Here is a 25,772-nt window from a genome sequence, read left to right as displayed (position 1 = left end):
TATTCAGGCTTAAACGTATTCTTGTGCTATAAAAAAGCCCTGCGAATAATGCAGGGCTTTATTCAAACTTAAACGTATGCTTTTAAAACGTCATCATTCGCCATCACGCTCTGTAAAGATGCCAATACTTCTAAAGAAGTCTGGTTTTCTGCAGAATAAATAGATGCAAAGTTTTGCTTAGAAACCGCAAAGAAATGTGCTTTATCTTCTGCTTTAATGCTTAATAATTCAGCCAATACGTTCAAGCTTTCGCCTTCACCAACTGCCATATCGCGTGCCAATGTTTCAGCATTTTCATTGGTAAATGTCACAACTTGTGCAGTTACTGTACCTGTACCGCTACAACCTAAAGTACCAAATGTGATACCAAACAATTGGTTTGCAAAAATACCGTTTGTAGTTGCTGCTAAAATTTTTGCAACTTTGCCAGACTGACCTGCCCAAACTTGAGAACCGATACCACAACCTGCATCACGGTCTGCAAATGCTGCTGTAGAACCCACTGCCAAGACAGCAGCCAATGCTAATTTTTTAATCATCGCCTTACTCCAGAGATTTATTATTCGAAAAATTATGCTTCGAATCGTTATTCTTTATTGCTATGTGTAATTTTTATTACACTATTTTAAGATAGCGAGATGTCACTCAGAAGGCAAAACATTTATCACAAAATCAGGCATTATTTTTGTGCATTTTTGTAGCGTCGATTGGTTTTTAGCTTAAAGATTGGTCTTAAATTTGAAAATAGATTTTAGTGTTGAAGATAGCATTTAGATTTACAGCTGCTGTTGATCCTCAGTTTTCAGTGTCCACTGCCCTTCTGCATCGCGATAACCCAAAATTTTCATGACCAGAACCAGACTCAGTAACAGCAATAAATACCAAGAACCGAGTTTGCCCCAGCCGACCATGTGCCACGCATCGACCTGACTTGGATACAACCATATTTGATAAAAGGTGCTAATGTTTTCTGCGACCCAAATAATAAAAGCCAAAAGCATCAATACAGGCAACATTGGCAGTTGTAATTGAGACCGTTGTAATTGAAAACGAATTTTGGTTTTCCAGAAAATCACAACGCTCCACGCAAACAAGCCATAACGAATATCGGGGATAAAAAACTTGCTCATGAAGTTGATGTACGACAACACTGCCAAGGCCATCATATTGCTAAAAGTCGGCAAATTCCGTAAAGATACCCGATACAAACGCAAAGAACGCGCAAAGAAACTGCCAACTGCAGAATACATAAAGCCTGCAAAAAGCGGTACGGTCATAATTTTAAAGACAGCAGGTTGAGGATATTGCCACGATGCAATTTGTGGATGAGTTAAAAAAATTTCCATGATCATCGCTAAAATATGAAACAAAGCGATGACTTTGGCTTCTGCCCAAGATTCCAGTTTTAAATATAAAAGACAAACTTGAATAATTAAGGCATAAAACAATAAATAGTCGTAACGGAAAAATCCGAAATATTCCTGGCTACCCATTGATGCAGTGAGTGCAAATGCAATCAGCAATAAAATTCCAAATAAGGCAGCCGAAGCTGCCTTAGTCGAAAACTCAAGTCCTGACTTTAACCATGTTATCCACATGATCTGACAACCTGACCGAAGCTGAGATTACACCTATACATCTACAAATGATCCATCTATATCATTGTGCGATTATAGATATTTGGCACTGTATTCATGAACCGTGTCGATAAATACTTTAGGACGTTCAGGATCTACCCATTGGGTAATGCCATGCCCTAAGTTGGCCACATAACCTGTTTTTTCACCATTGGCATAGGCATCATCTAGCATCGCACGTGTCGCTTTAGCAATTGCTTCAGGTGAACCATATAAAGTCGCTGGATCTAAGTTACCTTGCAATGCGGCACGACCACTCACCGTTTGACGTGCGACATTTAACGGTGTTGTCCAGTCCAGACCAAAAGCATCTGCACCTGTTGCAATCATTGGCTCCAGCCATTGACCGCCACCTTTGGTAAATAAAATAACAGGGATTTTACGTCCATCTTTTTCACGTTGCAGACCTGACACAATTTTCTGCATATAGTGGAGTGAAAATTCAAGATATTCACGATGGGCCAATGCACCGCCCCAACTATCAAAAATTTGTACTGCCTGTGCGCCTGCATCAATTTGTGCATTTAAGTATTCGGTCACTGCATCGGCCAAACGGTCTAATAGTGCATGTAAAACTTCAGGCTGTGCGTACATCATGTTTTTGGTGAAACGGAAATCTTTGCTTGAACCACCTTCAACCATATACGTTGCCAAAGTCCATGGACTACCTGAAAAACCAATTAAAGGCACTTGTCCGCCCAAAGCAGAACGAATGGTCGATACTGCATTCATGACATAGTCTAAGTCTGACTTGGCATTAAATTTAGGTAAATTGGCAACGTCTTGCTCGGTACGCACCGTTTTATGAAACTTTGGCCCTTCGCCTACTTCAAAATACAGACCTAAGCCTAATGCATCGGGTACAGTTAAAATATCTGAAAATAAAATAGCGGCATCTAATTCATAACGACGCAAAGGCTGTAAAGTCACTTCACAGGCAAATTCAGTATTTTTGCATAGAGAAAGAAAATCTCCTGCCTGCGCACGTGTAGCACGATATTCTGGTAAATAACGTCCTGCCTGACGCATCATCCATACGGGCGTGCAATCTACTGGCTCACGTAATAAGGCACGAAGAAAACGATCATTTTTTAAGGTCGTCATTTACTTTCCCAACTCATTTTCAATCTTGCAGCCATCATATCAAAAAGGTTGAAGTTTTAATAACTTCATTTCTTGCTCGTCTTTTTTAGCTTATTCTCAGTGTTCAAATTCAGCTTACGTTTATGTGAAATACATCACACAAACAAAAGTCACTGTAAAATTGGGGTTATCTTGCATATTTACACAAAACAACTACTGCATCTCCTTAGTTTTTCTGCAATACTTGGCTAGTTTTTATCTATGTAAATGAATAATTCTCAAGGTTGAATTACATGTTGGTTCGCACAATACTCGCAATGAGTTTAAGTTGCATTTTTGCAGGGACTACTTTTGCTGCATCTACTGCTGAACAACCGTTAAATCCACAAGTGATTAGCAATACCGCTATTGAAGATCCGATTGATCCTTTAGCGACAGAAGCATCGGCTGCACAAAATAATCTAAATGCAACAGACACTGCTATTACGCAACAAGAACAAAATGATTTAAATAAGGCTTCAAAAACCTTAGATGATCTACACAAAACTGAAGATACCACTGCCGATGTAGGCACTGCACCAACAAAAAGCTCTGCAAGCCAAACTGCTACATCCAACACAGCAGCACCAAAAGCTTCATGGACTTTAGATGGTTTAAATAATGCCACTTGGTATGAAAATATTGGTAAAGGTCAGTTCCCTGTGTATGCACGTGCACACGTGATGCTGAACAATTCACATGCTTCTCCAGGTGCAATTGATGGCACTAGTGGTAAGAACACCCTAAAAGCAATTGCATCATTCCAGCAAATGAATGGCATTAGCCCAACGGGTATTTTAACCAAAGAAACTTGGGATGCGTTGGTTGCACGTCAAGGTTCACGTCCTGCATTTGTAGAATACACGGTTACTGAAGCGGACTTAAAAGGTCCTTATGCGAAATCTATTCCGCATGACTATGCAGAACAAGCCAAAATGAAAGGCTTGTACTACACCCGCGTAAGTGAAATGTTAGGTGAAAAATTCCACATGGATGAAAATTTCTTAAAGAAATTAAATCCGAATGCAACATTTAATAAAGTGGGTGAAAAGTTATTGGTGACCAACGTTCGCAATGACTTACCTGAAGACATTCACCTGATTGTGGCGCACAAAGGTGCAAAACAACTGTATTTGTTCAACAAACAAAACCAAATGGTCGGCTCATTCCCAGCAACCATTGGCAGTGCAGATACTCCATCGCCAACAGGTACTTATAAAGTGACAGGTGTTGCACCAAACCCATGGTACAGCTATTCACCAAGTAACTTTATTCAGGGCAAAAACTTAAAACCGCTGTCTTTACCACCAGGCCCTAACGGCCCTGTGGGGAATATCTGGATTGGTTTAAGTAAAAAATCATTCGGTATTCACGGCACACCAAACCCATCGACCATTTCAAAAACGGCGTCGCATGGTTGTATCCGTTTAACCAACTGGGATGCAAACGATTTAGGTCGTAAAGTACGTTCTGGCGTGACTGTAAAATTCCTTGAATAATCAGTGATCGCTTTAAACCGCAAAAGACCCACGTTTTTACGTGGGTTTTTTAATGCCGCGATAAAACTCTAAAATGTCTAGGTTCTGCAAAAAATCTACACATGTTGCAATTTTAGAACGGCATGTTGCAGTTCGCCTCTAGGTCGGCTGCGGTGAAAAGATTAAGATTAGTTCAAGTTAAAAAAATGATAGGAACATTATCATGAATGCTTATTTACACCGTAGTGAAGATCGTGGTCATGTGAAAATGGGGTGGTTAGACACCAAACATAGTTTCTCTTTTGGTAATTGGTATAACCCGAAATATATGGGTGTTAGTGCCTTACGTGTCATTAACGATGACCGTATTGCCGCACATAATGGTTTTGGTACTCACCCACACGACAACATGGAAATTTTGACTTGTGTATTAAGTGGTACGATTTCCCACCGCGACAGCATGGGCAATGAACGCCATATTACTGCAGGTGAATGGCAGTTAATGAGCGCAGGTACAGGCGTTCAGCACAGCGAAATTAACAATGGTGATGAAGAAGTACACATGCTGCAAATTTGGATTCAGCCGAATGTACGCGATGCAGAGCCGACGTATCAGCAAATTCAACGTGACCCAAATACAGCACCCAACCAGTGGCATTTAATTGTCGGCCCGAATGACAATGCCCCAATGCACATTCGTCAACAGGCAGAAGTAAAAGCAGCTGTTTTAGAAACTGGACATCGTTTAGAAGTTACAGCAACACAAGCGGTAAACTATGTGCATGTAATTCGTGGTGAAATCACCATTGGCGAGCAAACAGTTAAAGCGGGCGATGCTTTGTTATTTGCTGATAATGCTGTGATTGAAGCAAAAGAAGACAGCCAGTTCATTTGGTTTGATTTACCAAAACAGTAAGTCCTGACTGTCACCTTATTATGATTGAGCATCTTTAATTTTTTGAGTTACCCTCTTGCCCTCTTCTACAGAGGGCTTTTTTATGGCTGAAATTGCATGATTCATTTTTTAAACACAGTTTTTGTCACGTTAATGACTTTACGCTGCTGTCTGCAAATACGCAGCAATTTGCTCTGCCACATTCCGTGCGGTTCGGGAAACACCAATTAAAGTTGCCGAGGCTGCGCCTGTCCAATCGCCATAACCAACCAACCATAAATTTTGCTGTTGTAACGCTCGATTTTCTAACACATCGACTGTGCCTTGTGCATTAACCACATTCAAACTTTGTAAATGCGACAATGCTGCCTTAAAACCTGTGCACCAAATAATGGCAGCAATTTCCTGTTCGCGCCCATCTGCCCAAACTGCACTATGTTCGGTTAAATAGTCAAATGGCGGCAGACCATGTAATACATCACGTTGCCGTGCTTCTTTGACACTTGGAATCATCACAATATCGCCCAAACCACCGATCGGTTGTTCAATACTGCGACCTTCCTGCTGGGCTTTTAAGCGCTCCGTGGCACGTAAAAATAAAACCCGTCCATCTACATCATCGGCTAAAAAACTTGGCGGTTGCTGTGTAACCCAAAAAGTTTCGGCCACTTTAGACACTTCTGCCAAAATTTGTGCGCCTGAGTTACCCCCGCCGACAATCATGACTCTTTTGCCCTGAAAAGCATTGGCATTGCGGTAATGAGCCGAATGAATTTGTGTGCCTAAAAAGCGTTCGCGTCCTGTATAAGCAGGAATAAAAGGCTGACTCCACGTTCCAGTAGCACTCACAGCGGCTTTGGCTCGCCAGCTTTGCTGTGCCGAACACACAATTAAATCATTGCCTTCCTTCAGGACTTTTTCGACCTGCACAGGACGCAGCACAGGAAATTGATAGCGTGTTTCATACGCTGTTAAATAGTCAATCACTTCTAATCGTTTCGGATATTCCTGTTCGGTTTTTGGCATTAACCAGCCGGACAAAGAACTCCATGTATTTGGAGAGAACAGCTGTAAAGAATCCCACGCATGTTGCCACGCACCGCCCGACTGCGTTTGATTATCCAAGATCAGAAAATTGATTTTTTGCCGTTTTAAAAAGTAAGCCGTGGCCAATGCTGCTTGTCCGCCACCAATAATAATTACATCGGCATCCATTATTTGATTCAAAATGGCTCTCCTGCTCGCAATACGCACCCTGTTGCTATGCCTAATCTTAGCGCATAAGTGCAACACGTGAGAGATTAAAAATTCAGTCCACCAAACTCAACTTATGGAAGCACGTAATTAGAAGCAAGCCATCTTGAAAAATGATGCTGCAAAAAAGCCAAGTCTTTCAACTTGACTTTGTTTTGTAAGATAGCTTGATGTGCAACACTGCAGAATCAGGTTCAGGTGTTAAAACGCCCTGCCGATGAGCTAATTCAGTTCATGTCGCCCTAACCGATGGAACAGGAACTCATTTCACTGCAAGCCGAATTGTATGAACTAAAAAAGTCGATTTATACCATCAGTAAAAATTACTACAGTATGTTCAGCTCAGTCGGACAATCAGCAGCTTATCAACGGGTTTGTGACTTACTCAAAAAAGCGGCAGGTGCCAAAGTTTCCACTTTGCTGCAAGGTGAAACAGGTGTCGGGAAAAAAGCCCTTGCTCGTGGTGTGCACGAACTCAGTCAACGTAAAAAACATGCTTTTGTCGCGGTCAACTGTGCGGCTATTCCACCTGAACTGATTGAATCTGAGCTATTTGGTGTCGAAAAAGGAGCGTTTACAGGTGCACATCAATCACGCTTAGGTAAATTTGAACGCGCCCATGGCGGTACTATTTTTAGATGAAGTGATTAAACTTTCACCACGCGCTCAAGCGGCTTTGCTGCGTGTGCTACAAGAAGGTGAAGTGGAACGCGTTGGAGATTCGCAAACCCGTCATATTGATGTTCGCGTGATTGCTGCAACCAATGAAGATTTAGAACAAGCGGTTAAAACTGGGCGTTTCCGTGCCGATTTATATTACCGTTAAAATATTTTTCCTGTGCAAATTCCACCACTGCGTGAACGCCGTGAAGATTTACCGCTTTTGGTTGCACATTTCTTAATAAGCTTTGAAAAAATGTATGACAAACAGATTCATGGCATCAGTGAAAAAGCCACTGATTTTATGCAAAGCTATGCTTGGCCTGGCAATATTCGTGAACTGGAAAACCTGTTGGAACGTGCAGTACTGCTGACGTAAGATCAACAACTGATTAAACTGAATGCCCTGTTTCCACAAATACACAGCTACGATGCCGTAGATGAGCAAGACAGTGTAGATTTAGATACGCTTTTAACCGAAGGTTTTGATTTAGAACAGCATGAACAACTGTTAATTGTGACCGCCATGCATAAAGCCAAACAGAATGTGTTAGAAGCGGTACGCTTATTGGGAATTTCCCGCGCAGCACTGGATTATCGTTTAAAAAAATACGCCATGCGTTAAAACTTCCTTCAATAAAAAAAGCCTTGTTTTTCAACAAGGCTTTTGCACTTTAAAGCAGCAATATTACCAACTCAGGGTCTGTGTGCCTGGGCGGAAAATCGCTTCACCCATCACATCTGGATTTGAATATTTTAAACCTTGGATTAAATCACCTTCGGCAACACCGTACTGATCCATACACATTTTGCAAATATAGACCTCACCACCTTTGGCCATAATACTTTTTAGCATTTTTTGATGCTCTGCATACTTATGTTCAAAACGGTTGGATGCCAACATCACACCCTGATCAACCAAGTAAATGGTCAGTGGATGACCTTTGCCAAACTGGTTATTGCTCATGCCAATTGCCATTTTGGTACGGTGTGCATCATTACTGGTGAGCAATACAAATAGCGGATCTTTGTTATTCTCTGCCATAGCAGGCGATAGACTTGCAAAGCTCAGGAATAAAGACAGACACAACAGCTTAATCAATTTCATGGTTGATCTCAGAGTCAATTTAGATGTGATTAAAATAGTAGCATAATAAATATAATATATTTAAATAATTAATATATTATGCTTCGCATATACAATTGACTTAAAAACCAGTGCTGCAAATGACCAAGTGCAGCCATCCCAGCTACAAAAAAACAAAGCGCCACCCAATAGGCAGCGCTAAATACAAATTAAGCATTCGTGTTTTAAATAAACAGTTTAAGCGGCTAAATTTTTCTTAAGCTCATCTTCTACAATGCTAATTTCTAGCTCACTGAAACGACGGATTTCACCTTCTGCATGTTTTTCTAACATACCACCAATCAATGGAACTTTAACTTTAATGGTCCAGTCCAACTGAATTTCAATTTTTTCTTGATTACCTGTAACGGTACGCTCGCCTTTGGCTTCCAAAGGTAAGTTAGCGCCCAACTCAACTGTAGAAGTAAGTGCTGATAAGTTGGTCACATCATTACGTTTTAAACGAAATGCATCTTTTAATAGTTTTTTTGCCATATCTGGAATATTCACATCCAAGTTATAAGCACGACGCAGGGTGTAAATATCACCATTCTTTTTTGATTCTAAAATTTCTAAATTTTCACCTGGAATACGTTTACACACCGCTTCATGTAACGCAATATCTGCCACTAAACGCTTAAATTCGTCAATTGAAACGCCATGAATAGTGGCATTAACAGTAAATTGATGAGCCATTTGAGTTCCTTTTATTTTGTTTATTGATGGAGTAGGTCTAGCATCATCGTGCAATATAATTTGGCTGATGCTCAACGGGTATAAGTTGTTTTATATCCTAAATACAACTTTATTTTCAGGCTATTAAAGTATTTTTTCCACCTGCTGTCATTGACTCTAATTGTTCAAATCTGTGTGTAGGATGCCAAATTCAGCAGCATAAATATCATGACTATATAAAGTAAGATAATGCCCACAAAATTCGATTTTGGCATAAAAATGCTCTGCCCCATCATCCAATCCTGTGGCATACCAAGTGGTGCCTTGAGGAAAATCATCCAACCATTGGGCTTGATAAAAATCTGCAATTGAATCGAACTGTAAATAACGTTCTGGATTAGACAGAATATTTTGTGCAAGATGATCAAACTGAGCAAGCTGTGCCTGTTTAAAATGGATCAGGTTACTCATGCTTATCCTTTAAGGCAAAACTTGCACATGTTGTTGCTGACGTATTTTACTCCATTCACGCCATCCTAAATAAGCCAATACCACAAATCCTACATAAAGCGCTGCGGTTAAAAATAAAGCTTTATAAATAAACATGCCTACGTAGAGTAGATCGACCACAATCCAAAGCAACCATGTAGCCAAATATTTACGACTGGTCCAATAGGTTGCCAACAGACTCAAAGCTGCAAGTTGTGCATCTAATAACGGTACAGATGCCTGCGTCCACTGCATTAAACTTAGACCAAAAATAAGCCCCAAGCCCATACTGAGTATAAGCTGCTGCAGCATTTTATTTTGCGATAAGGTCTGAATCACGATGGCTTGAGTGTCTTGCTGTGTAGTTTTCCACTGGTAAAAACCGTAAATTGCCATTCCCATAAATAAGGTTTGCAATACTGTTTCGCCATACAATTGATATTCAAAGAATAAATAGGCATACAACAAACAGGCAATAAAATTTACCACCCAACAAGCAATATGCCGTTTGATGGTTAACGTCACGCCTAAGACACTGATCAATACAGCAATTATTTCTAAAACCGACATTGATGCAGCCTATGAAAAAGAAAAATGCATGATACCTTGTTTCTGTAATACTGCTCAAACTCAGACTGAGTTAAGCACAAGTCAAAACAATAAAAATAAACACCCGATAAAATTGGCTTTATACATCTGCATGATTATATTTATGCTCTTGCCCAAAGCGGTCTACATGGGTAATAAAAACTCCGTATTTGCCGACAAAATATTCAAGGGATTGCTCGTAAAAACTCCAGTAAATTGACCACTCCCCCAAGTCTAACTGACGAATTTGCGTATGTGCTTTGGCAGGCATTTTATTCAGCACTTCTTGTTGAATAGTTTCGGCATCTTCAGGGTCACGACTAGATACTTTTAAGCTTAAAAATATTTCTGCGATATCATCAAATAATTGCTGTTCGTATTCGGCAACTTCTTCCACCACCTCTTCTACAGGGCGCGGTGCTTTGTGGGTAATCGGGTCTTGGACAATATTGGCAATATCTTGACAGCTTTGCTGAAAAGTACGATTAATTTTTATTTTGAACCAGACTTTCCAGACTGCATATACGGCAATCAACAACAAAATCCATAACAATAGTTTTGCCATCTTGGTCTTCGCTCTTATTTCAGGCGTTTCAATAAAGTATAACCATTTCAGGGCTTAGCGTCTATTCGCTGCTGCACGCTTCAACGCTTATGCTTTAACAGATGATTCCATCCATGCATCGCTAAAAAGTGCAATGCTCAATTACACAATGATACCGATTGCCTTAAAAATAGGACTTGTGCTGCAGTATAACGCAGTAAAACACAACAATTTTCTGCTATTTCTTTAAACACTTTTCGCTTCCAATAGAGCCTTGTTTTTATCTATCACCCTAAGCCTAGATGATTAGAGCTGCACAAATTCAAGATGTCGCCAATTTGGTTGCGGTATTACACGCCAGTATTCGCTCTTGTATTCAAGATCATCAACGCAATGAAGCCAAAATTCAGGCATGGCTAGAAAATAAAAGCTATGAAAATATTTTAATGCTGCTGCATTACAACAATTGTTGGGTCTATGTCTTACAGCATGTGGTGGTTGGCTTTATTATGATGAGTGATCGCGGGCAAATTTTACAACATGCCATTGCCCCCGAAGTACAACAACGCGGTATTGGTCAAGCCTTGTTATTTGAAGCAATAAGCGATTTAAAGTGCAAAAATGTATCGCACATGAGTGTATTTAGCACACAGACTGCTTTAAGTTTTTATGAAAAAAATGGCTTTGAAATACAACCTCAAAAAATTAGCTATGGGCACTTCACACCCATGCTCAAACATCTCAATGGCGAACCCTTAGAGCACACTTAAAAAACAAACTTTCCAATATAGTGAACGCACATAAAAAAACCGCTTTCAGGTGAAAGCGGTTTTTTGGGGATGTGGATTCGATTTTATAAACGAATCTAATTTTATAAGCGAACTAGGGCAATAATTTTTTCTGCCAGTTCTTCTGTAGCTGTCGCAGTCAACTCTGCATCTGCACCACTGTTTACATCACTAATGACCACAATGCCCGTTTCGCGGAGTAATGCAACCTGCGCAGCATCTAAACCTGCTTTGGCAATGGCAACAATACCCTGCTGAATCAGCAAGCTTTCAAGTGCTTGTGCCTGTTCAAGTGCTTGGCTTGGTACACATACCGCTGCAGGTTTTTGACCCAAACGTGCAGCACGGTCTTCGGCTGTTACAGGTGTACTGTGTGCAGTCCATTCTACGCAAGCTTCAACCATACCTGCGCCAATGGTCACGTTATTTAAACGATCAATGAAAATAAACGAACCCGTATAACGACTGTCTTGATAACGGTCAAATACCACAGGCGCATCAAATTCGATGGTGACATTGGCAATTGCATTCAGTTCAAGCTGTTCAACCTGCACCTGTTCCAAAGTATTCACATTGGTACGGTAATGAATGGCTGTGACTTTTGCAGGCACAGTTTGTGTACCCACTTTTAAGTTATACAGCTTGCCAATAGATAGTGGCTGATCAGCCATCCACACCACAGTGGCATTTACAGCACGTGAAATTTCAGGACGCACTTGATCTTCACGCACCAACACATTACCACGTGAAATATCAATTTCATCGTTCAGTGTTAGGGTAACTGCTTGACCTGCAATTGCATGTTCAAGATTGCCATCAAAAGTCACAATCTCTTTTACTGTCGAGCTTTTACCCGATGGCAATGCCACAATGCGGTCACCCACATGAATATCGCCCAAAGCAATCGTGCCGCAGAAACCACGGAAGTCAAGGTTTGGACGGTTGACATACTGCACAGGGAAACGGAAATCATTTTGAGCCGAGTTACGGTTAATTTCTACCGACTCCAATGTTCCCATTAAAGTATCGCCTGTGTACCAAGGGGTATGCTCAGACTTGTTCACCACGTTATCGCCATTTAAGGCAGAAATTGGCGTGAAAATAATATTCGATGGTTTACGATCACCCAGTTGATTCACAAAGTTCGCATATTCCGTCTGAATTTCGTTAAATCGTGCTTCTGAATAATCCACCAAATCCATTTTATTGATGGCAACCACAATATTGTTAATGCCCAATAAACTAGAAATAAAAGTATGACGACGGGTCTGAGTTTGTACGCCATAACGCGCATCAATCAAAATAATCGCCAAGTCACAAGTCGATGCACCTGTTGCCATGTTACGTGTATATTGCTCATGCCCAGGTGTATCGGCAATGATGAACTTACGCTTTTCAGTAGAAAAATAACGATAAGCCACATCAATGGTAATGCCCTGCTCACGCTCGGCTTGCAAACCATCGACCAATAAAGCTAAATCAGGTGCATCGCCCGTAGTGCCGACTTTTTTCGAGTCACGAGTCACGGCTTGTAATTGATCTTCATAAATCAATTTTGAGTCATACAACAAACGACCAATTAATGTCGATTTACCATCGTCTACGTTACCGCAAGTTAAAAAGCGCAGTAGATCTTTGTTTTCGTGCTGTTTTAAATACGCCAAAATATCTTGGCTAATTAAATTCGATTGATGAGACATTGCTCAAAGCTCCACATATTTTTTAGAAATCGGTTTTTTAATCTTTAATCCCTCTAAATCTCCCTTTTATAAAGGGAGGCTTTGCTCCGCTTTTTATAAGTCCCTCTTTATAAAGAGGGGTTTGGGGAGATTTTTCAGGAGAGATTAGAAGTAACCTTCTTGCTTTTTCTTTTCCATCGAGCCAGCTTCATCGTGGTCAATCATACGACCCTGACGCTCTGAACTGGTTGCCAATAACATTTCCTGAATAATTTCAGGCAAGGTATTCGCTTCTGATTCGACTGCACCCGTAAGTGGATAACAACCTAAAGTACGGAAGCGTACCGATTTCATTTGTGGAACTTCACCTTCTAGCAACGGCATGCGTTCGTCATCGACCATAATTAAAGTGCCGCTACGCTCAACGACAGGACGTTCTGCAGCCAAATACAACGGTACTAATGGAATACTTTCGAGGTAAATGTATTGCCAAATATCCAATTCAGTCCAGTTAGACAATGGGAACACACGAATACTTTCGCCTTTATTGACCTTGCCATTATACAAATTCCACAATTCAGGACGCTGATTTTTCGGGTCCCAACGATGTTTTGCATCACGGAAAGAATAAACACGTTCTTTGGCACGTGATTTTTCCTCATCACGACGCGCGCCACCAAATGCCGCATCAAAACCGTATTTATCTAAAGCTTGTTTTAAGCCTTGGGTTTTCATGATGTCGGTATATTTAGAACTGCCATGATCGAATGGGTTAATGTTGGCATCTACCCCTTCTTTATTTTGATGAACAATCAAGTCAAAACCGTGCTGTTTTGCCATGTTGTCACGGAAAGTGATCATGTCTTTGAATTTCCAGCCTGTATCCACATGTAACAGTGGAAATGGCAGTTTCGCTGGATAGAATGCTTTTAAAGCCAAATGCAACATTACCGCTGAATCTTTACCAATCGAATACAACATGACTGGATTTTCAAACTCGGCTGCAACTTCACGGATAATATGAATACTCTCAGCTTCAAGCTGTTTAAGATGAGTAAGTCTTTCCTGATTTATTGACATTGATCACACCAGATGTACTTAAACTTGTGTACGAATAACACAGATAGAATTTGATTTTCATTATAGTGACTTAGTTATGCAGACTATTGCTTGTTTTATTATATTTATATGCAAAAAGCTCATATAAAAGAAAACCAATAAGCAGTATAAGTTTTATTTAATCAATAGTTTATTCCATCATATATTGAAATTTAACGTCATTCTCGCTACGTTTGATACATACAAATCGCGCTTACAAGCTGCTCATTTTTGAATAACTTCATAGATTATTCATCTAATTCAGTGCTTCAAGCATGAACAAAAAATGCTTAAAGTAAAAACATATTTTTTTATTTTTAAGATGCTCCCATGCCACAGATTGAACAGATCAAATCCAAACTTGAACAGGCGCAGCTGGCTGGTTTTTTGTATCAGCACAGCCCTGAGCTACTCGTCCTACAAGAGCCTTTAAACGATGATGCTTCAATGCTGAATGTTTTTGTGCAACATGAACTCAGTGCAGATCAGATTGGGCTGCAATTTGGTTTGCGTTGCCGTGATCAACAACTCTCCTTTTTAATAGGCGTGACGCATAGCAATCAAGACCGCAGCTATGAAATTGGTGCGGGCAATTTAAAGGCCGAACAAAAAGCCTTTAACTTAATGTATGCATTTTATAATTATCCTAAAGGTTTTTATTTGGTAGATGTGCCTTTAAATGCAACCACGGCAGAACTGCATCAAGCGATTAAAACGCAATTATTTTCTCAAGAAAAACTGGATTTCTTAAACACTGCTATTAAAACCAACCCCATGGGTACACAAGTAACTTGGATGAAAGCGCATATTTTGCAGCAAGCTTTAGAGATGAAAGTACGGATTCAAACGGCGTTGTTATAAGCATCATCACTTTAAGTTTCTGCGGATTACGCAAGATGCACTTAAACCCCGCCAAAACTGGTTGATTGATTAAACTCGAAATTATCGTATACTGTACATATACACAATACACTTGGATACTAAGGCTTGATTAAGAGTTTTAAACATAAAGGTCTTCAGGCTTTTTTCCAAACTGGTTCAACAGCAGGTATTCAAGCAGCGTATTCTACAAAATTACGTTTAATACTTGCAGCACTACATGCTGCATCTACGGTGAATGATTTGCGAACTCCACCCAATTGGCGTTTACATAAATTGAGTGGAAATCTACAAGATCAATGGTCACTAACAGTAAATGGTAATTGGCGTGTAATTTTTAAATTTGAAGATGGTGATGTCTACATTGTAGATTATTTGGATTATCACATAGCTTCTAGCGCAGGAGTACAAAGATGAATATGATGTTTAATGCACCTCATCCGGGCGAAATGTTGCGCGAATATATTGGTGAAACTTCTGTGACTGAAGTGGCTCAAGCACTTGGAGTGACACGTGCAAACCTATCTCGCATTTTGAATGGTCATACTGGAATTTCTGCAGATATGGCGATTCGTTTGAGTGAAGCCTTAGAAACCTCACCAGAGTTTTGGTTGAATTTACAAATGCAGCATGATTTATGGCTTGCCAGTCAACGCCAGCGACCTATGATCAAAAAATTGGTGGCAAGTGTTTAACTTTAAGTTACAACAAAAAAACAACCTGCATTTCTGCAGGTTGTTTTTTATGTCGTCAACGATGCGCTAAAACTTAGTTTTTATGACGCATGTGTGGGAATAAAATCACATCACGGATACTCGCAGCGTTGGCAAACAACATTACCAAACGGTCAATCCCGATGCCCTCACCTGCAGTTGGTGGTAAGCCGTATTCCAAAGCTTCAACAAAGTCTGCATCGTAATGCATCGCTTCATCATCGCCTGCGTCTTTTTCTGCAACCTGTGCTTGGAAACGCTCAGCTTGGTCAATCGGGTCATTTAATTCTGAGAAACCATTCGCCAATTCACGACCACCAATAAAGAACTCAAAACGGTCAGTAATGTGTGGGTTATCGTCATTACGACGTGCCAAAGGCGACGTTTCTGCAGGATATTCTGTAATGAAAGTCGGCTGACGTAATTGAGTTTCTACGGTTTCTTCAAACACGATGGTTTGTAGTTTGCCCAAACCAAAACCAGGCTTCACCTGTTCTTTCAATTCTTCCTGCACAAATTTAGCCAAGAAATCACGGTCATTAACATTTTCTGGCGTGAATTGTGGATTATGCTCAAGAATGGCATCAAACATAGAAATTTTCTTGAATGGGCCTTTGAAGCTATACACTTCATCGCCATACGGCACATCGGTAGTACCCAAAATATCCAAAGCCAGTTTTTCTAGCATTTGCTCAGTCAATGCCATCAAATCTTTATAGTCGGCATAAGCTTGGTAGAATTCGATCATGGTAAATTCAGGGTTATGACGTGTAGACACCCCTTCATTACGGAAGTTACGGTTAATTTCAAACACACGTTCAAAACCGCCAACCACTAAACGCTTTAAATATAATTCAGGCGCAATACGCAAGAATAACGGCATATCTAAAGCATTATGATGCGTTTCAAATGGACGTGCCGATGCACCGCCAGGAATCACATGCATCATTGGCGTTTCAACTTCCATAAAACGCTGTTCAGTTAAAAATGCACGAATACCCGAAACCACTTTGGCACGAATTTCAAAGGTTTTACGGGTGTCTTCATTTACGATTAAGTCTAAATAACGCTTACGATATTTCGCTTCGGTATCGCTTAAACCATGATATTTGTCTGGTAATGGACGTAAAGATTTGGTCAACAATTCAAAATGTTGAATATGAACATATAAATCGCCTTTGCCTGAACGACCAATATAGCCTTTCACTGCGATAATATCGCCCAAATCTAGGCTCTTGATCGTCTCTAATGTTTCAGCACTAAGTTCTTTACGCGCCACATACAACTGAATACGACCTGTCATGTCTTGAATTACGATGAATGAACCGCGGTTCAACATCACACGACCTGCTACAGACACATACACTTTTTCGCCTGCTTCAATTTCTTCTTTAGAAACTTCTGCGAATTGTGCCTGCAAATCTTCTGCGTAGTTTTCACGCTTAAACGTATTTGGCCAAGGGCTAGTTCCCTTCGCCTGCGCTTGTTCTTGAATTTGCTTTAACTTGGCATGACGCTGCGCAATTAAATCGTTTTCGGAAATAGTGGGTTCAGAAGTCGATTGAGCGTTATGTTGCGTCATCTCTGCCTCGAATAATTACTAAAAAAAGAAGTTCAATAGAATAGCAGATTTAGACACGATTTCGTATGCCTTCTCTGACTCGAGCAATTTATTTTTTAAATTGCCACTTGCTTTTGTGATTTTTTGTAGACTTAGACCAAAAGCTAACTTCTTTCTCAGGCTAAGCGCACTACAATATTGTTCAGAAAATAGATGAAAAAGACCGTATTTTGCTGTTTTTAAACCTGCTTATGTATCAGTCTAAATATTTTATTTTCTATCCACTTTATCTTTAGGCTCAGTTTGACTCAAGATGTTTAACTTTGTGAATCTGACAATGAATACATGTGCTTTAAAAGTCTTGTTTTTACATGGATTAGATTCCTCGCGGGAGTCGACTAAATTCCATGCCATAGATGCAAAACAAAAATTTTGTATCAATGTCGATTATCGCAACTTAAATTATCAAACTGTTGCCGATTTTTATCACAATATCATTCAAAAAATTAAGCCTGAAATTTTGGTGGGACATAGTCTAGGCGGCTATTGGGCACTCAAAATGTCTTTGTCGCACCATATTCCGTGTGTGGTGGCAAATCCAAGTTTAGCTCCCACGTTTCGCAATGACTATCCTGCAATTTCAGATGATGACTTGCAGCACGATATTCCACAATTGGCTTATTTAGAATTGGGCGATGAAATTTTGGATATGCATGCCGCGCAAGCATTTTTAGAAAACTATATGCAGACCTCTACTTTTGAGTCTGGGCATCATCGCTTATTGCATCCAGAAAATATTAATTCTTGTATTCAGCAAATCGAACAAGCTTATCTTGCCAAATAAAGTCAAAGCTATCCATTAAAAATAATCAATTAAACATCACCCATTAAAAAAGCCTGATCACAACTATGGAGATCAGGCTTTTTTACAGCAGTTACAATAACTTAAAAGGATTAAGCCACTGCTTGTTCTGGTTTAGATTTATTGTCCAATACGGACCAAATATCTAAACCTAAATTTTTGTGTAAATCTGGTAAGTCTAGGAAAATGCTTGCACCTAAAACTTGATGATTACATTTTTCAGCCAATTGTTTCACTGCTTTTAAAGTGCCACCTGTCGCCAATACATCATCTACAATAATGACTTTTTGCGCTTGCACATCGGCAGCCATTTCTAAACGGTCTAAACCGTATTCTAAGCTATAACCCACACCCACAACTGGTGGTGGCAATTTACCTGCTTTACGCACAAGTACCAAACCTTTGCCTGTACGCTGTGCCAAAAGGCTCGCCAATACAAAACCACGTGCTTCTACTGCAATAAAGCTTTCAACTTCAGCTAATTTTTCTGCAGGAATGCTGGCAATTAAAGCATCTGTTAATGAATCCAAATTATTCATAAACAAAGGCGTTAAATCATAAAAATCTACGCCTGGTTTTGGAAAATGAGGAACTGTACGAATATGCGACCACAAAAAAGTAGACAAATTGCTCATGGAAGATCAGAAATGTGACTAAAGAATGGTTGAATTTTACCGTTTATTTTCACATAAGGCTAGTGATCGAATCGGCAAGACTGCCATCAATCACGCATCAAAACACTACAAGGTTTTGATTTATATAAACTTTAATATACTTAAAAATATTAATATATATTTATTCCATAATAAAATAGCAAAAATATAAGACTTTTACTGTACGACCAAGGTCTTAAATGGCATTTAAACGCATAAAAACGTAATTTTTCCTGCAGCCATTCTCTCATTACAATGCTGTATCTATATCAAAAGAGGTCTTTTCTGCGCGGTTATGTCCCATGCAGCTATTCATTCTATAAAAGCACAGATTAAAATCGCTTATTTACTTTACTTTAGCCGTATAACTGCGTAAAAATTTAATCAAATAGATATATCATACAACTAGTCGTAGATAAGTTTTTTGCTGATCTGGAAATTTAAAGATCGGTTTATGGAGAATTGAATGAAAAAGTATCAATGCATCGTTTGTGGATGGATTTATGACGAAGCAGAAGGCTGGCCTCAAGATGGTATTGTGGCAGGTACATTATGGGAAGATATTCCTGATGACTGGACTTGCCCAGACTGCGGCGTTTCAAAAGCTGATTTTGAAATGATTGAAGTTTAAGACCACGAAAAGACCATGTCCGATGGTCTTTTTTTAACGCCAATTTCTATGCCCTCATTTGGAGTACACCTTATGCATCCTATCGTTATTATTGGTTCAGGCATGGCAGGTTATACTGTTGCACGCGAGTTTCGTAAGCTAAATGCAGAACAAGAGTTAGTCATGATTTGTGCAGATGATGCTGCCAATTATGCCAAACCAACTTTATCTAACGCATTGGCGGGCAATAAAGCCCCTGCTCAAATTGCATTGGGCGATGCAGCTAAAATGGCAAGCCAACTCAATATGCGTATTGAAACCCACACTTGGGTTAAAGCAATTGATGCAGAAGCGCATGTACTTGAATTAGAAAAAGAGGGTGTAAGCAGCCAACAACCTTATTCTAAATTGGTTTTGGCAGTGGGTGCGAATCCTGTACGTTTAGCCATTGCGGGCGATGGCAGTGATGACATTCATGTGGTAAATAATTTAAGTGATTACACCGCATTTCGCCAACAGCTTGAACAACGTCAAGACAAACGTGTGGTGATTTTAGGTGCAGGTTTAATTGGTTGTGAATTTGCCAATGACTTGCAGCAAACAGGACACCAAGTCACGGTGATTGACCTTGCACCACAACCACTAGGTCGTTTATTGCCGGATTATGTAGCCAGTGCTTTTAAACAAAACCTAGAAGAAACGGGTATCCATTTTGTATTGGGTACAACCGTTGAAAAAGTTTCGAAAATTAAAAATGACGACTATTTAGTGACCATTACCAGTGGTCAGTCTTTAATTGCCGATGTGGTACTGTCTGCCATTGGTTTACAACCAAACATTGCTTTGGCTAAAACAGCAGGCATCGAAACCAGTCGTGGGGTCTTAACCAATGCGCAACTTGAAACCAGCCAAGCTGATATCTATGCAGTAGGTGACTGTGCGGAAGTGAATGGTATTTTATTGCCGTATGTGATGCCAATCATGCAGCAAGCACGTGCCTTAGCCAAAACCTTAAATGGTGAAACTACTCAGGTACACTACCCTGCCATGCCTGTTGCAGTGAAAACACCTGCTGCACCACTGACCGTTTTACCTGCGCCACTAGGGGTAGATGTCAACTGGCATACCGAAGAATTTGACGATGGCATGATTGCCAGAGCCTATGACCAAACCGATACCTTACGTGGCTTTGTCCTATTAGGCGCAACAGCGGCCAAACAACGCTTGAGTTTGACCAAATTAGTGCCAGACTTATTGCCTGTATCGGAATAAAATAAAAACAATAAAGGGCGATTGATTTCGCCCTTGCCTGACATGAGGATCACAACATGAATAGTGCACTTCAGTTCACCACATCGCCCTATACGGCATTTATGCACGAAACCAAAGTCGATTTAGGCAACGGAATTCAGCTGCATGTCGAAGTGGGCGGCAAAACTGAAGATCCACCTATTTTGCTGATTATGGGTTTAGGCGCACAAATGTTGTACTGGCCCGATTTCTTTTGTAAATCACTGATTGATCAGGGCTATCGTGTCATTCGCTATGACAACCGCGATATTGGTTTGTCATCCAAAATTCGCCACAAAGGTCCACGTCTGAACACCTATAAAATGATGGGGCGTTTTAGCTTAGGTCTGCAAAACCACGGTGCGCCTTATAACTTATTTGATATGGCGGATGATGCTGCATTGCTATTAGAGCGCTTAGGCATTGAAAAGACCGAGGTGATTGGTGCTTCTATGGGCGGCATGATTGCCCAAATTTTGGCTGCCAAATATGCAGATCGCGTGAATAATTTAGGCTTATTATTTACCAGTAATAACCAGCCTTTTTTACCACCACCATTTCCGAAACAACTGTTCAGTTTGCTAGAAAGACCAAAATCGCAAGATGAAAATGGCATTGTTGATCATAGTTTAAAACTCTTTAAGGTGATAGGCTCACCAGGCTATGTGAATCAACTCGAAGCGATGCAAACTGCACGCAAATTATATCAGCGAAGTTATTACCCTGCGGGTGTACTTCAACAGTTTTTAGCAATATTATGTACAGGCTCGTTGCTACAACTGGACAAACAAATTCAGCAACCTACCCTTGTGGTACATGGTTCGCAAGATCGTTTGCTCCCACCAGGGCATGGTAAGGCTGTTGCGAAAGCGATTCCGGGCGCTAAGTTTGAATTAATCAAAGGAATGGGGCATGATATTCCTCCACACTTTATTCCTCATCTTAGCGAACTGTTTGCTCACCACTTTAAATCATAATCATTAGGACACTATGGCTGCATTACCATCTTTAAGACAGCTGTCATACCTCGTTACACTGTCTGAAACGTTACATTTTACAGAAGCGGCTCGCCGTTCTTTTGTAACTCAGTCGACTTTGTCTGGCGGTATCATGGAACTGGAGCGCCTGCTTGGCGGCGTACTGGTAGAACGTGATCGACAGAATGTACGTTTAACCCCATTGGGTGAACAAGTCGTAGCACGCGCCCGTGTTCTGTTAGCAGATGCACAGGACTTAATGCGTTTAAGCCGTGAAATGAGTGAGCCTCTCACAGGTGATTTACACTTAGGCGTGATTCCAACCATTGCCCCATTTATTTTGGCGCAACTGTTAGATGAAGTGCATAAGCAGCTACCTAAAATTCAATTGCATTTACACGAAGCGCAAAGTGAAAAAATTGTCGAAAAACTGGAACACGGCAATTTAGATATGGTGGTGTTAGCCCTGCCATTCGATACGCGTGGTTTGAAAGTGGCTGAAATTTCTAAAGAAGATTTGTTCTTGGTTTATCACAAGGGCGATCAAAAATCGGCGCAGGCCAATTCTTTAGATGATTTGGATTTATCGCGTTTAATGCTGCTTGAAGAAGGTCATTGCTTACGTGATCACACTTTAAGTGCTTGCCCGATTGGTGAACGCAAAAACGATCATCGTTTAAAAGCCAGCTCTTTGCCGACCTTGGTTGAAATGGTGTCTGCAAATTTAGGCTTTACCCTATTGCCTGAAATTGCAATTCATAATGCCATGATCAAATCGAATCCAGATTTACAGATCAAAAGTATTGAGGCTGCACCAAGCCGTACTTTGGCTTTAGTGACGCGTAAAAGCACGCCATTACAAAGTGAATTTGACGTTTTGCTGCAGATTTTACAGAAAATCACTCAAAACGCAGTCTAAATTTAGACACACGATCCAACATTTCATTAAGGAGCCAACATGGCTCCTTTTTTATTTTTCGTTCAAAAATGCGTATTGTTTTTGCAGTTCACTATGATTTAAGTGACTTATAAATATGAATAAGTTTTAAAATGTGAGATTCATCACAAATTCAACAATTCACTCTTACCACTGAACGAAAGAACGGTATCGAGTTACATTACTCACGTTTTCAACACATTTCAAAAAAAATATTCAGCAACAATTACTTATATTTACCATTTTTATATAAAAATCACTATATTTAAGGATATTCAGTTACAGCAATATCACGCACAATCTATTTATCAAAATTATTTATAGAACAGCACAGGAGTAATTGCCATGATTCACAGAGATCTCATTTTACCTGTACCTGTTCTGCTGATTGATGATCAGGTAGAAGCACTAAAAAATTTAAGCCACATTTTACAAAATTTTGGCTACCCTAAAGAGGTTTTGCTTTGTAGCTCATCGCTCGCAAATGCAGTGTTGATGGTGCAGCAACATTTACCTAATTTGGTATTTATCAATTTACAGTCTTGGTCAAAAGCTCAAATTGATTTTATTCAAAATCTCAAACATTTCCGTAAAGACACCTTAATTGTGGCAGTGCTGCCTTCCAGTATGCCCAAACAATTGCTACAAGCCATCCATTTAGGCATTTCAGCCTATGTCTTTAGCGACCAATCTGCTACAGGCATGCAAAACCAGATTCGCACTATTTTACGTGGTGGCTCACCGCTAGATGTCAACTTGGCCAATGAAATTTTAGCCTGCGAACAATCCATTGTCGCACATGGCCATTCTTTGGCACTCTCTAAAACTGAACATGAAATATTGGCGCTTTCAGGACAAGGTTTGCCCTCACAACAAGTCGCAGCCAACTTGCATGCTTCGGAACAACTGGTGCATGGTTATGTGAAAAGTATTTATCGGAAAATTATGAATGCGGATGATGCGATGTGCTGTTTTTCTTAAGCTGATCAATATAAAAGATAAATCAAAAACATAAGTATTAAATAAGCATCAAACAATTAATTAGAAACAAAAAAGAGCGATGTCTGGCATCGCTCTTTTTACCTGTTATAAATGCTTTAAACTAAACAATACTATCGGTCAGTATACGCTGCGCATTGTGTGGCTCTTCACCCTCAGCTGCTTTTACACGCACCCAAGTTCCATCACCCTGCAACAACCACGCCTGTTGATTGTCTTGCATGTAGGTCAATAAACCTTGCTCATAAATACGCTTTTTCAAGGCAGGATCTTCAATTGGGAAACACGCTTCAACACGGTTAAATAAGTTACGATCCATCCAGTCAGCACTTGAACAATAAATACGTGGATTGCCATTATTAGAGAAATAATAGACACGGGTATGTTCAAGGAAACGTCCGACAATCGAACGCACACGGATATTTTCCGATAAGCCCGGCAAACCTGGGCGCAAGCAGCAAATTGAACGGATGATGAGATCAATTTGCACACCCGCCTGAGACGCCTCGTACAATTTATTGATCAATTGCATTTCAGTCAGTGCATTCACTTTCACAATAATTTGTGCGGGCTTACCTGCTTTAGCATTGGCAATTTCTTCATCAATATAATTCACCAACTGTGCGTGCAGGGTAAATGGTGCATGCAACAACTTTTTCAGTTTTGCCATTTTACCCATGCCTGTTAGCTCTTGGAAAATACGATGCACATCTTCACACAGCTCTTTGTCTGTGGTCAGTAAACCATAGTCGGTATAAATACGCGCATTGCCTGCGTGGTAGTTACCTGTGCCTAAATGTACATAACGCACCAATTTATTATTTTCACGGCGCACCACCAAAATCATTTTGGCGTGGGTTTTATACCCCACAATACCGTACACAACCACAGCGCCCGCTTCTTGCAACACGTTAGCCACAGCAATGTTAGATTCTTCATCAAAACGTGCACGCAGTTCAATCACCGCAGTCACTTCTTTACCGTTTCGTGCAGCCTCTGCAAGCACTTGTACAATTTCAGAATCTGCGCCACTACGATATAAAGTTTGTTTGATTGCCAAGACTTGTGGATCACGTGCAGCTTCACGCAGCAAGTTAATCACGGGTGCAAAAGATTCAAACGGATGGTGTAATAAAATGTCTTGCTTTTGCATCGCTGAAAAAATATTTTCAGACTTTTTTAACACCTTTGGAATGGCGGGTGTATGTGAATCATAACGTAAATGTGGACGTTTAAAATTAGACAATAAACGCGCCAAGTTCACTGGGCCATCTACTTTATAAAGTTGTTCTTCTTCAAGATCGAACTCATCTAGCAAATAATCATAAATGGCTTTCGGGCAGTTGTGCGTTACTTCTAAACGTACCGCACGACCAAAACGGCGTGAGTTTAATTCGCCTTTTAGGGCTTTGGCCAAGTCTTCTACATCTTCATTTAACGCCAAATCTGCATTACGGGTCACACGGAATTGATAGCATCCAGTCGCAGTCATGCCCGGGAATAAGTCAGACACATGCTCATGAATAATTGCTGAAAGCATGACGTGGTGCTCTTTACCGCCTGTAAATTCATCGGGTAAACGCACTACACGTGGTAATGAACGTGGTGCAGGAACAACCGCCAAATCAATTTGACGACCAAAAGCATCTTTCCCTTCTAAAGTCACAATAAAATTCAGACTTTTATTGACCAAACGTGGAAATGGATGTGCAGGGTCTAGGCTAATTGGGGTTAATACAGGGGCAACTTGCTCTTGGAAATATTTTTTCACCCATGCCGATTGTGCAGGGGTTAATTCACCACGACGTAAGAAACAAATGTCTTCTTCACGTAATTTTGGCAAAATTTCCTGATTTAAAATACGGTACTGGCGTTCAATAGCAGCATGTGCTGTTTTAGAAATTTGATCTAACACCTGCTTAGGGGTTAAACCATCTGGACTACGGCTTTCATTGCCCAAGTCCAATTGTTCCATCATGCCCGCAACACGAATTTCAAAAAACTCATCCAAGTTACGTGAAAAAATCAGCAGGAAGTTCATGCGTTCCAACAAAGGATGCAACGGATCGACAGCTTGCTCAAGCACGCGTAAATGGAAATCTAAAATAGACAGTTCGCGGTTAATGTAGCGATCATTATATGTATATTCTGTTTGCGCAGGAGTCGCGCCTGTTGCCGTATTCATACCCACCTATGCTTTTTTAAAATGTTTGGCACTGCTACAAGTATGCTTCAATTTTGTGACATTTTCATAAAAA

At 40.3% G+C, this 25,772-nt stretch carries 26 protein-coding genes and 1 pseudogene; 13 read left to right on the top strand and 14 right to left on the bottom strand.

Annotated features, from left to right (window positions below; genetic code table 11):
* Positions 1-68: 68 nt before the first annotated feature.
* From FTU66_RS01070 to hemE, 3 genes are all read right to left on the bottom strand, one after another.
* Positions 69-539, bottom strand: coding sequence for a DUF3015 family protein (locus FTU66_RS01070; RefSeq protein WP_104853198.1), 471 nt, complete (start codon positions 537-539; stop codon positions 69-71).
* Between the two features lie 237 nt (positions 540-776).
* Entirely contained in the window at positions 777-1,598 is an 822-nt protein-coding gene (locus tag FTU66_RS01065) for a DUF817 family protein (protein ID WP_179991124.1), read from the bottom strand.
* A gap of 72 nt (positions 1,599-1,670) precedes the next feature.
* On the bottom strand, positions 1,671-2,741 hold the full coding sequence (hemE, locus tag FTU66_RS01060; RefSeq protein ID WP_004971944.1) for a uroporphyrinogen decarboxylase: 1,071 nt from the start codon (positions 2,739-2,741) through the stop codon (positions 1,671-1,673).
* Positions 2,742-3,013: 272 nt separating this feature from the next.
* Between hemE and FTU66_RS01055 the strand changes: the two genes are divergently transcribed.
* Positions 3,014-4,258, top strand: a complete 1,245-nt coding sequence (locus tag FTU66_RS01055) for a L,D-transpeptidase family protein (protein ID WP_004971948.1) — start codon at positions 3,014-3,016, stop codon at positions 4,256-4,258.
* A gap of 202 nt (positions 4,259-4,460) precedes the next feature.
* A complete protein-coding gene (locus FTU66_RS01050) occupies positions 4,461-5,153 on the top strand; it encodes a pirin family protein (RefSeq protein WP_004971950.1) in 693 nt (230 codons plus the stop codon).
* Between the two features lie 138 nt (positions 5,154-5,291).
* Here FTU66_RS01050 and FTU66_RS01045 read toward each other — a convergent pair whose 3' ends face one another.
* Positions 5,292-6,347 carry an ArsO family NAD(P)H-dependent flavin-containing monooxygenase gene (locus tag FTU66_RS01045; RefSeq protein ID WP_373684813.1) on the bottom strand — a complete coding sequence of 352 codons (1,056 nt, stop codon included), beginning with the start codon at positions 6,345-6,347 and terminating at the stop codon, positions 5,292-5,294.
* Between the two features lie 252 nt (positions 6,348-6,599).
* Here FTU66_RS01045 and FTU66_RS01040 point away from each other — a divergent pair.
* A pseudogene (locus FTU66_RS01040) lies at positions 6,600-7,671 on the top strand (sigma-54 interaction domain-containing protein); the annotation flags it as partial.
* A gap of 63 nt (positions 7,672-7,734) precedes the next feature.
* Here FTU66_RS01040 and FTU66_RS01035 read toward each other — a convergent pair.
* The 5 genes from FTU66_RS01035 to FTU66_RS01015 form a co-directional block, all read right to left on the bottom strand.
* Positions 7,735-8,154 (bottom strand): DsrE family protein, encoded by a 420-nt coding sequence (locus FTU66_RS01035; protein ID WP_180112177.1) that lies wholly within the window; start codon positions 8,152-8,154, stop codon positions 7,735-7,737.
* Positions 8,155-8,370: 216 nt separating this feature from the next.
* Positions 8,371-8,868 carry a DUF2505 domain-containing protein gene (locus FTU66_RS01030; protein ID WP_104488713.1) on the bottom strand — a complete coding sequence of 166 codons (498 nt, stop codon included), beginning with the start codon at positions 8,866-8,868 and terminating at the stop codon, positions 8,371-8,373.
* A 156-nt stretch (positions 8,869-9,024) separates the two neighbouring features.
* Positions 9,025-9,318 carry a hypothetical protein gene (locus FTU66_RS01025; RefSeq protein WP_104488712.1) on the bottom strand — a complete coding sequence of 98 codons (294 nt, stop codon included), beginning with the start codon at positions 9,316-9,318 and terminating at the stop codon, positions 9,025-9,027.
* Positions 9,319-9,327: 9 nt separating this feature from the next.
* Entirely contained in the window at positions 9,328-9,906 is a 579-nt protein-coding gene (gene pnuC / locus FTU66_RS01020) for a nicotinamide riboside transporter PnuC (protein WP_136144112.1), read from the bottom strand.
* A 118-nt stretch (positions 9,907-10,024) separates the two neighbouring features.
* Positions 10,025-10,489: a hypothetical protein gene (locus tag FTU66_RS01015; protein ID WP_180112176.1), complete on the bottom strand. Its 465-nt coding sequence runs from the start codon at positions 10,487-10,489 to the stop codon at positions 10,025-10,027.
* Between the two features lie 281 nt (positions 10,490-10,770).
* On the opposite strand from FTU66_RS01015, the gene FTU66_RS01010 reads away from it, so the two are divergent.
* Positions 10,771-11,238 carry a GNAT family N-acetyltransferase gene (locus FTU66_RS01010; protein ID WP_179994663.1) on the top strand — a complete coding sequence of 156 codons (468 nt, stop codon included), beginning with the start codon at positions 10,771-10,773 and terminating at the stop codon, positions 11,236-11,238.
* Between the two features lie 101 nt (positions 11,239-11,339).
* Here FTU66_RS01010 and cysN read toward each other — a convergent pair whose 3' ends face one another.
* Both cysN and cysD read right to left on the bottom strand, forming a co-directional pair.
* Positions 11,340-12,956, bottom strand: coding sequence for a sulfate adenylyltransferase subunit CysN (gene cysN, locus FTU66_RS01005; RefSeq protein ID WP_096900965.1), 1,617 nt, complete (start codon positions 12,954-12,956; stop codon positions 11,340-11,342).
* A gap of 144 nt (positions 12,957-13,100) precedes the next feature.
* Complete coding sequence (gene cysD, locus FTU66_RS01000; protein ID WP_026438300.1) at positions 13,101-14,009, bottom strand: sulfate adenylyltransferase subunit CysD; 909 nt, start codon at positions 14,007-14,009, stop codon at positions 13,101-13,103.
* Positions 14,010-14,363: 354 nt separating this feature from the next.
* On the opposite strand from cysD, the gene FTU66_RS00995 reads away from it, so the two are divergent.
* The 3 genes from FTU66_RS00995 (at position 14,364) to FTU66_RS00985 (ending at position 15,607) form a co-directional block, all read left to right on the top strand.
* On the top strand, positions 14,364-14,894 hold the full coding sequence (locus FTU66_RS00995; protein WP_179996876.1) for a hypothetical protein: 531 nt from the start codon (positions 14,364-14,366) through the stop codon (positions 14,892-14,894).
* Positions 14,895-15,020: 126 nt separating this feature from the next.
* Entirely contained in the window at positions 15,021-15,329 is a 309-nt protein-coding gene (locus FTU66_RS00990; protein ID WP_180050456.1) for a type II toxin-antitoxin system RelE/ParE family toxin, read from the top strand.
* Complete coding sequence (locus FTU66_RS00985) at positions 15,326-15,607, top strand: HigA family addiction module antitoxin (RefSeq protein WP_004971994.1); 282 nt, start codon at positions 15,326-15,328, stop codon at positions 15,605-15,607. The genes FTU66_RS00990 and FTU66_RS00985 overlap by 4 nt, the downstream gene beginning before the upstream one ends.
* Before the next feature lie 73 nt (positions 15,608-15,680).
* Here the strand turns inward: FTU66_RS00985 and lysS are convergent, their stop codons facing one another.
* Positions 15,681-17,207, bottom strand: a complete 1,527-nt coding sequence (gene lysS, locus FTU66_RS00980) for a lysine--tRNA ligase (RefSeq protein ID WP_096900968.1) — start codon at positions 17,205-17,207, stop codon at positions 15,681-15,683.
* A 316-nt stretch (positions 17,208-17,523) separates the two neighbouring features.
* Between lysS and FTU66_RS00975 the strand changes: the two genes are divergently transcribed.
* On the top strand, positions 17,524-18,030 hold the full coding sequence (locus FTU66_RS00975; RefSeq protein ID WP_026438299.1) for a YqiA/YcfP family alpha/beta fold hydrolase: 507 nt from the start codon (positions 17,524-17,526) through the stop codon (positions 18,028-18,030).
* Between the two features lie 110 nt (positions 18,031-18,140).
* On the opposite strand, the gene FTU66_RS00970 is transcribed toward FTU66_RS00975, so the two are convergent.
* Positions 18,141-18,683 (bottom strand): adenine phosphoribosyltransferase, encoded by a 543-nt coding sequence (locus FTU66_RS00970; protein ID WP_004972003.1) that lies wholly within the window; start codon positions 18,681-18,683, stop codon positions 18,141-18,143.
* Positions 18,684-19,167: 484 nt separating this feature from the next.
* Here FTU66_RS00970 and rubA point away from each other — a divergent pair, with 484 nt between their 5' ends.
* From rubA to FTU66_RS00945, 5 genes are all read left to right on the top strand, one after another.
* The gene (gene rubA / locus FTU66_RS00965) at positions 19,168-19,332 is read left to right on the top strand and encodes a rubredoxin RubA (protein ID WP_004972007.1); all 165 of its coding nucleotides are present in this window, start codon (positions 19,168-19,170) and stop codon (positions 19,330-19,332) included.
* Between the two features lie 72 nt (positions 19,333-19,404).
* Entirely contained in the window at positions 19,405-20,583 is a 1,179-nt protein-coding gene (locus FTU66_RS00960; protein ID WP_096900969.1) for an FAD-dependent oxidoreductase, read from the top strand.
* 56 nt (positions 20,584-20,639) lie between these two features.
* Entirely contained in the window at positions 20,640-21,578 is a 939-nt protein-coding gene (locus FTU66_RS00955) for an alpha/beta fold hydrolase (protein WP_154320942.1), read from the top strand.
* Between the two features lie 13 nt (positions 21,579-21,591).
* Positions 21,592-22,497 carry a LysR family transcriptional regulator OxyR gene (gene oxyR, locus FTU66_RS00950; RefSeq protein WP_096900971.1) on the top strand — a complete coding sequence of 302 codons (906 nt, stop codon included), beginning with the start codon at positions 21,592-21,594 and terminating at the stop codon, positions 22,495-22,497.
* Between the two features lie 363 nt (positions 22,498-22,860).
* Complete coding sequence (locus FTU66_RS00945) at positions 22,861-23,496, top strand: LuxR C-terminal-related transcriptional regulator (RefSeq protein ID WP_180112175.1); 636 nt, start codon at positions 22,861-22,863, stop codon at positions 23,494-23,496.
* A gap of 121 nt (positions 23,497-23,617) precedes the next feature.
* Here the strand turns inward: FTU66_RS00945 and ppk1 are convergent, their stop codons facing one another.
* Complete coding sequence (gene ppk1 / locus FTU66_RS00940; RefSeq protein ID WP_180112174.1) at positions 23,618-25,699, bottom strand: polyphosphate kinase 1; 2,082 nt, start codon at positions 25,697-25,699, stop codon at positions 23,618-23,620.
* Positions 25,700-25,772: the final 73 nt, after the last annotated feature.

Origin of the sequence: Acinetobacter sp. YH12131 (genome assembly GCF_013418635.1) — a bacterium.
Taxonomy (GTDB): domain Bacteria; phylum Pseudomonadota; class Gammaproteobacteria; order Pseudomonadales; family Moraxellaceae; genus Acinetobacter; species Acinetobacter towneri.
Note: the sequence above shows the minus strand (reverse complement) of the source record. Positions and strands in the feature narration are given on the sequence as shown.

Excerpts from the sequence above, each read along its gene's own strand:
- FTU66_RS01070 (WP_104853198.1), bottom strand. The coding sequence starts at position 539 with ATGATTAAAAAATTAGCATTGGCTGCTGTCTTGGCAGTGGGTTCTACA.
- FTU66_RS01065 (WP_179991124.1), bottom strand. The coding sequence starts at position 1,598 with ATGTGGATAACATGGTTAAAGTCAGGACTTGAGTTTTCGACTAAGGCA.
- hemE (WP_004971944.1), bottom strand. The coding sequence starts at position 2,741 with ATGACGACCTTAAAAAATGATCGTTTTCTTCGTGCCTTATTACGTGAG.
- FTU66_RS01055 (WP_004971948.1), top strand. The coding sequence starts at position 3,014 with ATGTTGGTTCGCACAATACTCGCAATGAGTTTAAGTTGCATTTTTGCA.
- FTU66_RS01050 (WP_004971950.1), top strand. The coding sequence starts at position 4,461 with ATGAATGCTTATTTACACCGTAGTGAAGATCGTGGTCATGTGAAAATG.
- FTU66_RS01045 (WP_373684813.1), bottom strand. The coding sequence starts at position 6,347 with ATGGATGCCGATGTAATTATTATTGGTGGCGGACAAGCAGCATTGGCC.
- FTU66_RS01035 (WP_180112177.1), bottom strand. The coding sequence starts at position 8,154 with ATGAAATTGATTAAGCTGTTGTGTCTGTCTTTATTCCTGAGCTTTGCA.
- FTU66_RS01030 (WP_104488713.1), bottom strand. The coding sequence starts at position 8,868 with ATGGCTCATCAATTTACTGTTAATGCCACTATTCATGGCGTTTCAATT.
- FTU66_RS01025 (WP_104488712.1), bottom strand. The coding sequence starts at position 9,318 with ATGAGTAACCTGATCCATTTTAAACAGGCACAGCTTGCTCAGTTTGAT.
- pnuC (WP_136144112.1), bottom strand. The coding sequence starts at position 9,906 with ATGTCGGTTTTAGAAATAATTGCTGTATTGATCAGTGTCTTAGGCGTG.
- FTU66_RS01015 (WP_180112176.1), bottom strand. The coding sequence starts at position 10,489 with ATGGCAAAACTATTGTTATGGATTTTGTTGTTGATTGCCGTATATGCA.
- FTU66_RS01010 (WP_179994663.1), top strand. The coding sequence starts at position 10,771 with ATGATTAGAGCTGCACAAATTCAAGATGTCGCCAATTTGGTTGCGGTA.
- cysN (WP_096900965.1), bottom strand. The coding sequence starts at position 12,956 with ATGTCTCATCAATCGAATTTAATTAGCCAAGATATTTTGGCGTATTTA.
- FTU66_RS00995 (WP_179996876.1), top strand. The coding sequence starts at position 14,364 with ATGCCACAGATTGAACAGATCAAATCCAAACTTGAACAGGCGCAGCTG.
- FTU66_RS00985 (WP_004971994.1), top strand. The coding sequence starts at position 15,326 with ATGAATATGATGTTTAATGCACCTCATCCGGGCGAAATGTTGCGCGAA.
- lysS (WP_096900968.1), bottom strand. The coding sequence starts at position 17,207 with ATGACGCAACATAACGCTCAATCGACTTCTGAACCCACTATTTCCGAA.
- FTU66_RS00975 (WP_026438299.1), top strand. The coding sequence starts at position 17,524 with ATGAATACATGTGCTTTAAAAGTCTTGTTTTTACATGGATTAGATTCC.
- FTU66_RS00970 (WP_004972003.1), bottom strand. The coding sequence starts at position 18,683 with ATGAGCAATTTGTCTACTTTTTTGTGGTCGCATATTCGTACAGTTCCT.
- rubA (WP_004972007.1), top strand. The coding sequence starts at position 19,168 with ATGAAAAAGTATCAATGCATCGTTTGTGGATGGATTTATGACGAAGCA.
- FTU66_RS00960 (WP_096900969.1), top strand. The coding sequence starts at position 19,405 with ATGCATCCTATCGTTATTATTGGTTCAGGCATGGCAGGTTATACTGTT.
- FTU66_RS00955 (WP_154320942.1), top strand. The coding sequence starts at position 20,640 with ATGAATAGTGCACTTCAGTTCACCACATCGCCCTATACGGCATTTATG.
- oxyR (WP_096900971.1), top strand. The coding sequence starts at position 21,592 with ATGGCTGCATTACCATCTTTAAGACAGCTGTCATACCTCGTTACACTG.
- FTU66_RS00945 (WP_180112175.1), top strand. The coding sequence starts at position 22,861 with ATGATTCACAGAGATCTCATTTTACCTGTACCTGTTCTGCTGATTGAT.
- ppk1 (WP_180112174.1), bottom strand. The coding sequence starts at position 25,699 with ATGAATACGGCAACAGGCGCGACTCCTGCGCAAACAGAATATACATAT.